Origin of the sequence: Kitasatospora sp. NPDC056531, assembly GCF_042794375.1 — a bacterium.
Lineage (GTDB): Bacteria > Actinomycetota > Actinomycetes > Streptomycetales > Streptomycetaceae > Kitasatospora.
The window spans coordinates 1-6416 of sequence record NZ_JBHTTU010000181.1; the positions used below are offsets into that span (position 1 = coordinate 1).

Below are 6416 nucleotides of genomic sequence, written 5' to 3' on the forward strand. Positions count from 1 at the left end.
ACAGGCCATGGACACTGGCCTGGAACTACACCTTCCTCAACGGAACCTCCTCATCGGTGAGTTCACTCAGCTCAAGCAGCCTCGTGTCGCACGAAGCACTCTTCAATGCACCACCTGATACCGGCGACGCGCACCAGCGCGGACAGGGCCACCTCGTCCGGTGACCAGCACAGGTAGAAGGCGAGTTCGCCGGTCGCGGTGTTGCGGCGGATCAGCAGGCACCGGTTCTTGTCGGCTCCGGTCTGCACCCACGCCCAGTCGTAGTAGCGCGGGCCCTTCGCTCCGGCGCCGGCGCTCTGCCGGTGCCAGGTGTCCCGGGGCAGTGAGGCGGCCACGGTGTCGGCCTGGACAACCGTGCGGTTCTCGTTGATCCGCACCTTGGTGGTGCAGGCGACCGCCAGGACGTAGCCGATCCCGCGTGCCTCCAGGGCGGAACGAAGTTGTGGGTCCTGGCCGTAGACCTCGTCGCCGGTCACCCAGGAGGAGGAGCACCCGGCGTCCAGGGCCGCTTCGATCATCTGCAGGGCCAGGCGGGGCTTGGTGGCGAACTCCACCTGCTCGGGGACCCCAGAGCCCGACCGGCGATCGGGATCCCGGCACCAGGTGTGCTCGGGAAGGTAAAGCCGACGGTCGATCAGCGCCCGTCCCCGCGGCGATGCGTAGGCAAGGAACACGCCGACCTGGGCATTCTCGATCCGACCGGCAGTGCCGGTGTACTGCCGCTGCACGCCCGCCGAACGCAGGCCCTTCTTCAGGAACCCCGTCTCGTCCACGATCAGCACGCCGTCACCACCGAGGTGGTCCAGCACGTAGGAACGGACCTCGTCGCGCACCCCGTCGGCGTCCCAGCGTGCGCTTCGAAGCAGCCGCTGCATCGCGCCGGGTCGGGCATGGCCGGCCTCCTCGGCCAGCTGCCAGCAGTTCTTGCGTTCGACGCCGGACAGTAGTCCGAGGACGAACGCCCGTGCCGTCGCCCTCGGTTCCACGCGGCGGAACCGGCCCGCGATGCGGGCCATGGCCTGGTCGAACATCGCCCGCCAGCGGGCAGGGTCTACGCTATGACCCGCGGCCATCGCACCATCTTCAGAAGTCCACACAACCTCTGATGATCACGCGGTGGCCGCTTTCGTATCGGCCTCTGCAACCAGCTGGTGCCACGCGTGGGTGCATCCGTCAGTGCAGAACCGCTCCCGACGGCGCTTGTCAGCCACCCCCAGCAGCGCGACCAACAGCCGAAACGCTTTCACGCGCTCGTCCTGCGGCAGATTGATGATCTTCGTCAGTTGCCCGGCCAACTGCCCACGCGTGATCAGCACGGCCGGGGTGTGTGTCGGCCGGATACCGGCGATCCGTACGCTCTCGGGACCGTCCTCCACCGTCGCCCGCGCCTGGATGCAGTGTCCGCCCAGATCCCGAAGGACCTCGAACTGGTCCTGAGCGGGCAGGGCTTCGAACCACTCGACACCCTGCCCGATCGGGCGCAGGCCCTGCGCGAGCTCGTTCACCATGACCGTGCGCTCGTCGATCCGCCAACCTCCGCGATCCGGCTGAGGCCAGTAGCCCCCGAAGGCCATCGAATCAGATCGCGAAGTATGACTGGAGTACTAACCAGCTGAAACAGGGGGTCTGCGCCCAAGAGCTCAGATCACGCGTTTGAGCTGCGCGGATGCTACACGAACCATCAGGGTACGCACCTACGCACCCCCTACTGATCCGTGACGGATTCGCCCGACTCCCGCCGCCCCGTAGCGTCGTAGACGTCAGCCACACCCCCCGACACCTTGGGAGCAGCCATGACCGCCTACGCCCTGGCCCAGGTCCACTCCGCCGACTTCTGCCCCGACATCGTCGAGTACCTGCAGCGCATCGACGCCACCCTCGACGCCTTCGGCGGTCGCTTCATCGTCCACGGCGGCACGTTCGAGACGCTGGAGGGCAGTTGGGGGCCGCTCGGCCTCATCCTGATCGAGTTCCCCGACTACGAGCGGGCCCGCGCCTGGTACGACTCGCCCGCCTACCGGGACATCCTGGAGCTGCGCACCCGCCACATGGTCGCCGACGTGATCATCGCCGAGGGCGTGCCGGTCGGCTACCGGGGCGAGCAGAGCCTCAAGGGGCACTGAGCCCCGAGGTGCGCCGCGGGCTAGGGGACGACCTGCTGGAGGTGCTTGGTCATCGGCACCGCGAGGTCCATGAAGTGCGGCATCCGCTCCACGATGGTGTTGCCGTCCAGGAAGAGCACCGTGTCGCGGACCCGCACGGCGAGCACCTCCTGGACCGCGTACGGGCCCTTCGGCACGTTCTTCAGGTCGAGGGCCTCGTCGCCGAGGTTCGGCACCGGGGTGACGGTCACCGTGACCGGTACCTGCTGATCCCCCCAGTCGCGGCCGGTGTACGACTTGCACTTGTCGGCGTAGGCGCGGATCCCGGCGAGCATCTTGGTGGCGGTGCCGGGGAAGTAGGAGTTCAGGACGATCTGGGACTCGTTGTCGCCGTCGGACGCGTCGGCCAGGGCCTGCGCGGCCTGGTAGTCGAGGCCGAGCGTGGTCCCGCTCGCGTTGCCGAGCCAGGTGCAGGGGTGGTCCGAGAGGGTCGGCTTGTCCGTCTCGTCCCGGAAGGCGTCGCCGCTGTCGACCTCGGTGTCCGCCTTCATCGTCCAACCGTGGGGCAGGGTCGCCGGGGTGGGCAGCAGCGCCTTCATGGCCGCGCCGCTCAGCGGCTGCGGACCGCTCGGGGTGGGGGTCGGAGTGGTGAAGACGGGCGCGGCGCTGTCGTCGAGCGTCGGTGTGGTGCCGGTGGACGGCGAGTTGCTCGCAGTGGCGCTGATGGTCGGCACCGGCGGCGGCGAGGCGCTGCCCGCCGACAACGGGCCGGGCAGGTGCAGGTTGTTGGACGCGCACCCGGTCAGGACGACGGCGGCGCAGACGGCCACCGCAGCGCCGACGGCGACTGGAGTTCTGGTCGTGGACACAAGGATCCCCCCGATCCTCAGCAGGCAGAAGAGAGCGGCACGTGAGGCGCTTCGCGCACGTGCGGTGGTCATCCTGCCACGCGCCGCTACCGCCCCGTCCGTCGGCCCGTCACCTACCGTGCCGCAGGACCCTCCAGCCGCTCGCGCCACCAGCCGACCGTCGCCGCGAGCTGCTCCGCCAGCGGCGTGGCCCGGACGGTGAACTCCGCCTCGTAGGCGGAGGCGTCCACCGTGAACGGGCGGTCGAACTGGTAACGGACCTCGCGCAGTTCGCGCAGCAGCGGGGAGAACAGCCCGGCCACGCCGAGCAGGACGGGGGACAGGCGGCGCACCGCGACCGGGCCGGTGCCGGCCTCGGCGGCCAGGCGCTCGACCATCGCACGCACCGACAGGGCGGGGGTGTTGGGCACGTGCCAGGCCCGGCCCCAGGCGCGTTCCTCGCCCGCGACCTCGACCAGCGCCCGGGCCACGTCGGGCAGGTAGGTCCAGCTGTGCGGGGTGTCCGGGTCGCCGAGCGCCGCGACCGGACGGCCCTTCAGCAGGGCCGGCATCGCCCGGGCGGCCAGGTGGCCGCCGTCGGTGACGCCCGGTCCGAAGAAGTCCGAGGCCCGCACCTCCACGGCCCGGATCCGCCCGGCCTCGTGCAGCGCCCGCGCCTGCTCCCAGGCCGCCGCCCGCACCCGCCCCTTGGGGCCGGTCGCGGCCAGCGGCAGGTCCTCGGTCATCGGACGCTCGACCGGGCCGTAGCCGTACAGGTTGCCGAGCATGACCAGCACCGCGCCGCTGTCCTCGGCCGCCGCGCACAGTGCGGAGTTGAGGGCGGGCCAGCGCTCGGTCCACTGCGGCAGCGGCGGCGCGGCGCAGCCGTAGAGCGCGACGGCGCCGCGGGCGGCCCGGGTCAGCCCGGCGGGGTCGCTCGCGTCGAGGGCGAGGTGTTCGACGCCCTCGACGGCCTGCCCGGCGGGGCGCCCGGTGCGGGTGGCGACCCGGACCCGGTGACCCTGTTCGGCCAGCAGGCGGGCGGTGGCGGCCCCGGCGGGCCCGTGTCCGACGACCAGATGGAAGCTCATCCGCCCACCCTAACGGCGTACTTGACCAGGCGGGACACGCCTTCGGGCGGGGTCCGGCGGCCCGGACAAATACCTGGTATGGCAAAAGTAAAAGAGGATCTATGCTGTGGGGCGTTCATGATCCCTTCACATGAAGAAGACAGGTTCCGCTACATGAAGCTGCCCCGGGTGTCCGCCGTCGTCGCGGCCGCCGTCCTGGCCCCCGCCGTGCTGTTCCCCTCGACGGCCTCGGCCGCCGACGCCCCCCAGCCGGCCGGCGTCTCCGGCCCTGACACCGCCTCGGGTTCCGCGCCGGACGCCGCCCCCACCGAGGGTGCCGACGGCCAGGAGCAGCGCGACCGCGCCGAGATCCAGCGGATCCTGGCCGACAAGGAGACCGGGCCCGGCGTGCGCGAGGCGGCCGAGAAGGCCCTCAAGGGCACCGCCGCCGAGATGCGGCACTTCCTGGAGACCGAGCTGCCCCGGCAGCGCGCCATCGACAACCGGGTGAAGGTCGCCCAGCTCATCTCCTCCGGCGGCCGCGCCGTGCGCGAGGGGGCCAGCAAGGCGATGGACGGCAGCGACGCGGACATCCTGGCCTTCCTCAACGAGGGCTGGGCCAAGGCCCGCGCCCTGGACGAGGCCGCCGCGAACAAGCCCGCCGACAAGCCCGCCGACAAGGTGGCCGACAAGCCCGCCGGGCAGCAGGACCAGGGCGCCCAGCAGCCGCAGACCGTCCAGCCGGCCGCCCTGACCGGGACCACCACCACTGGCACCACCGGCTCCGGCACCGCCGCCACGGGTACGGGCACGGGCGTGGGCGTCGAGGCCACCGCCACCCGCACCGGCACGCTCGCCGCCACCGGCACCGACGGGCTCGGCTGGGAGGCCGGCGGCGCCGCCGCGGCCCTCGCCGCCGGGGCCGCGCTGGTCGCGATCTCCCGTCGCCGCTCCGCCGAGAGCTGACACCCCGTACCTCCCCGGCCGTCGCCGCCGTCACGGCGACGGCCGGGGATGCGCGTGTCTCGGCCGCCGGGCGGCTCAGTCCCCGTCCCCGCCGCCCCCGCCGTTCACGCTCCTGCGCCGCCTGCGCCGGCGGCGCTGACTGCGTTCGAGGCGCCGCAGCACCTCTCCCGCGCCGAGCGTGACGGCCGCGACCGCGCGCGCCCAGCGCGGCCCGCCGCGCTCGGCCCACACCACGCAGCCGCACCCGGCGACGACCAGCACCAGCAGCGCGACCAGCACCGTACCGAGCACCACGGTCACCCCTTTCCTCTTCCGGCCCACCCAGTTCGGCCGCGAACCCCCCACTGTGTCAGGATGCGCACCCGAAAGCCCTGATGATCGACTGAACGACCCGAGGAGTCACCCGTGGCCACTGCCCGGTTCGCCACCCTGCACACCACGGCCGGCCCGATCCGGCTGGAACTGTTCCCGTTCCACGCGCCGAAGACGGTCCGCAACTTCGTCGAACTCGCCGAGGGCACCCGGGAGTACACCGACCCGCGCACCGGCGAGCCGGGCAGCGGCCCGTACTACGACGGCACGCTGTTCCACCGGGTGATCGCGGGCTTCATGATCCAAGGCGGCGACCCGACCGGCACCGGCACCGGCGGCCCGGGCTACGCCTTCGCGGACGAGTTCCACCCGGAGCTGTTCTTCACCAAGCCCTACCTGCTGGCGATGGCCAACTCCGGCCCGGGCACCAACGGTTCGCAGTTCTTCATCACGGTGGGCACCCCCACCCACCTCAACCGCCGCCACACCATCTTCGGCCAGGTCGCCGACGCCGCCTCCAAGGCCGTCGTCGACGCGATCGCCGCCGCGCCCACCGAGGACGACCGCCCGGTCGAGGACGTGGTCGTCACCTCCGTCGAGATCACCTACTCCTGACCGACTGACCGACTGACCGACCGATCGGAGCGGCGATGGACGGCCCCGAGCCGATGACGGCCTTCCCGCCCCGCCCGGTGCGCGGCGTGCGGGCCCGGTACGTGTTCCAGGCGGGCTGCCCGAGCGATGTCGCGGACTCCACGGTGGACTTCGAGCCGTGGGAGGATGGCGTGCACCTGGAGGTCGCCGCCGGCGCGACCGTGCTCGGCGACCCGACGCCGGAGGACCTCGCCCGCTACCACGCCGCGCTGGCCGAGGGAGTGCGCGTGGAGCTGACCGAGCAACTGCCCGGCGTCCCCGTGGCGTTGGCGTTGGTGGTGCACCACACCGTCGTGCACGCCGTGGACACCAGCGAGCACTCCTACCGCAAGGCCGGGCGCCTGGCCGTACACGAGGTGCTCGCCCACCTGGGACTGCCGGTGGACGGGCAGACGCCGGGCCGCCGCCCGGCCGAGCGCGGGCGACGGTAGGACGGGATCTGACGGCCGGGGCCGGTTCTGACG

At 72.1% G+C, this 6416-nt stretch carries 9 protein-coding genes; 4 read left to right on the forward strand and 5 right to left on the reverse strand.

The genetic code is table 11. The features are described 5' to 3' along the window. Positions 1-71: 71 nt before the first annotated feature. The gene (locus tag ACFQ87_RS43500; RefSeq protein ID WP_380616565.1) at positions 72-1073 is read right to left on the reverse strand and encodes an IS701 family transposase; all 1002 of its coding nucleotides are present in this window, start codon (positions 1071-1073) and stop codon (positions 72-74) included. Positions 1074-1109: 36 nt separating this feature from the next. Beyond that, positions 1110-1508, reverse strand: a complete 399-nt coding sequence (locus ACFQ87_RS43505) for a DUF5958 family protein (protein WP_380616566.1) — start codon at positions 1506-1508, stop codon at positions 1110-1112. A gap of 285 nt (positions 1509-1793) precedes the next feature. Here ACFQ87_RS43505 and ACFQ87_RS43510 point away from each other — a divergent pair, with 285 nt between their 5' ends. Further along, a complete protein-coding gene (locus tag ACFQ87_RS43510) occupies positions 1794-2123 on the forward strand; it encodes a DUF1330 domain-containing protein (protein ID WP_380616567.1) in 330 nt (109 codons plus the stop codon). A 20-nt stretch (positions 2124-2143) separates the two neighbouring features. On the opposite strand, the gene ACFQ87_RS43515 is transcribed toward ACFQ87_RS43510, so the two are convergent. Together ACFQ87_RS43515 and ACFQ87_RS43520 are read right to left on the reverse strand one after the other, a co-directional pair. Further along, the gene (locus tag ACFQ87_RS43515) at positions 2144-2971 is read right to left on the reverse strand and encodes a hypothetical protein (protein ID WP_380616568.1); all 828 of its coding nucleotides are present in this window, start codon (positions 2969-2971) and stop codon (positions 2144-2146) included. Positions 2972-3084: 113 nt separating this feature from the next. Further along, positions 3085-4041 carry an NAD-dependent epimerase/dehydratase family protein gene (locus tag ACFQ87_RS43520; protein WP_380616569.1) on the reverse strand — a complete coding sequence of 319 codons (957 nt, stop codon included), beginning with the start codon at positions 4039-4041 and terminating at the stop codon, positions 3085-3087. 153 nt (positions 4042-4194) lie between these two features. Here ACFQ87_RS43520 and ACFQ87_RS43525 point away from each other — a divergent pair, with 153 nt between their 5' ends. Continuing rightward, positions 4195-4986 (forward strand): ALF repeat-containing protein, encoded by a 792-nt coding sequence (locus ACFQ87_RS43525; protein WP_380616570.1) that lies wholly within the window; start codon positions 4195-4197, stop codon positions 4984-4986. A 75-nt stretch (positions 4987-5061) separates the two neighbouring features. Here the strand turns inward: ACFQ87_RS43525 and ACFQ87_RS43530 are convergent, their stop codons facing one another. Then, on the reverse strand, positions 5062-5277 hold the full coding sequence (locus ACFQ87_RS43530; protein WP_380616573.1) for a hypothetical protein: 216 nt from the start codon (positions 5275-5277) through the stop codon (positions 5062-5064). A 114-nt stretch (positions 5278-5391) separates the two neighbouring features. On the opposite strand from ACFQ87_RS43530, the gene ACFQ87_RS43535 reads away from it, so the two are divergent. Continuing rightward, positions 5392-5913 carry a peptidylprolyl isomerase gene (locus ACFQ87_RS43535; RefSeq protein ID WP_380616571.1) on the forward strand — a complete coding sequence of 174 codons (522 nt, stop codon included), beginning with the start codon at positions 5392-5394 and terminating at the stop codon, positions 5911-5913. A 35-nt stretch (positions 5914-5948) separates the two neighbouring features. After that, complete coding sequence (locus ACFQ87_RS43540) at positions 5949-6383, forward strand: hypothetical protein (RefSeq protein ID WP_380616572.1); 435 nt, start codon at positions 5949-5951, stop codon at positions 6381-6383. Positions 6384-6416: the final 33 nt, after the last annotated feature.

Bases quoted from the DNA above. Each gene is read 5' to 3' on its own strand.
- ACFQ87_RS43505 (WP_380616566.1), bottom strand. From the start codon at position 1,508: ATGGTGAACGAGCTCGCGCAGGGCCTGCGCCCGATCGGGCAGGGTGTC.
- ACFQ87_RS43510 (WP_380616567.1), top strand. From the start codon at position 1,794: ATGACCGCCTACGCCCTGGCCCAGGTCCACTCCGCCGACTTCTGCCCC.
- ACFQ87_RS43500 (WP_380616565.1), bottom strand. From the start codon at position 1,073: ATGGCCGCGGGTCATAGCGTAGACCCTGCCCGCTGGCGGGCGATGTTC.
- ACFQ87_RS43540 (WP_380616572.1), top strand. From the start codon at position 5,949: ATGGACGGCCCCGAGCCGATGACGGCCTTCCCGCCCCGCCCGGTGCGC.
- ACFQ87_RS43525 (WP_380616570.1), top strand. From the start codon at position 4,195: ATGAAGCTGCCCCGGGTGTCCGCCGTCGTCGCGGCCGCCGTCCTGGCC.
- ACFQ87_RS43520 (WP_380616569.1), bottom strand. From the start codon at position 4,041: ATGAGCTTCCATCTGGTCGTCGGACACGGGCCCGCCGGGGCCGCCACC.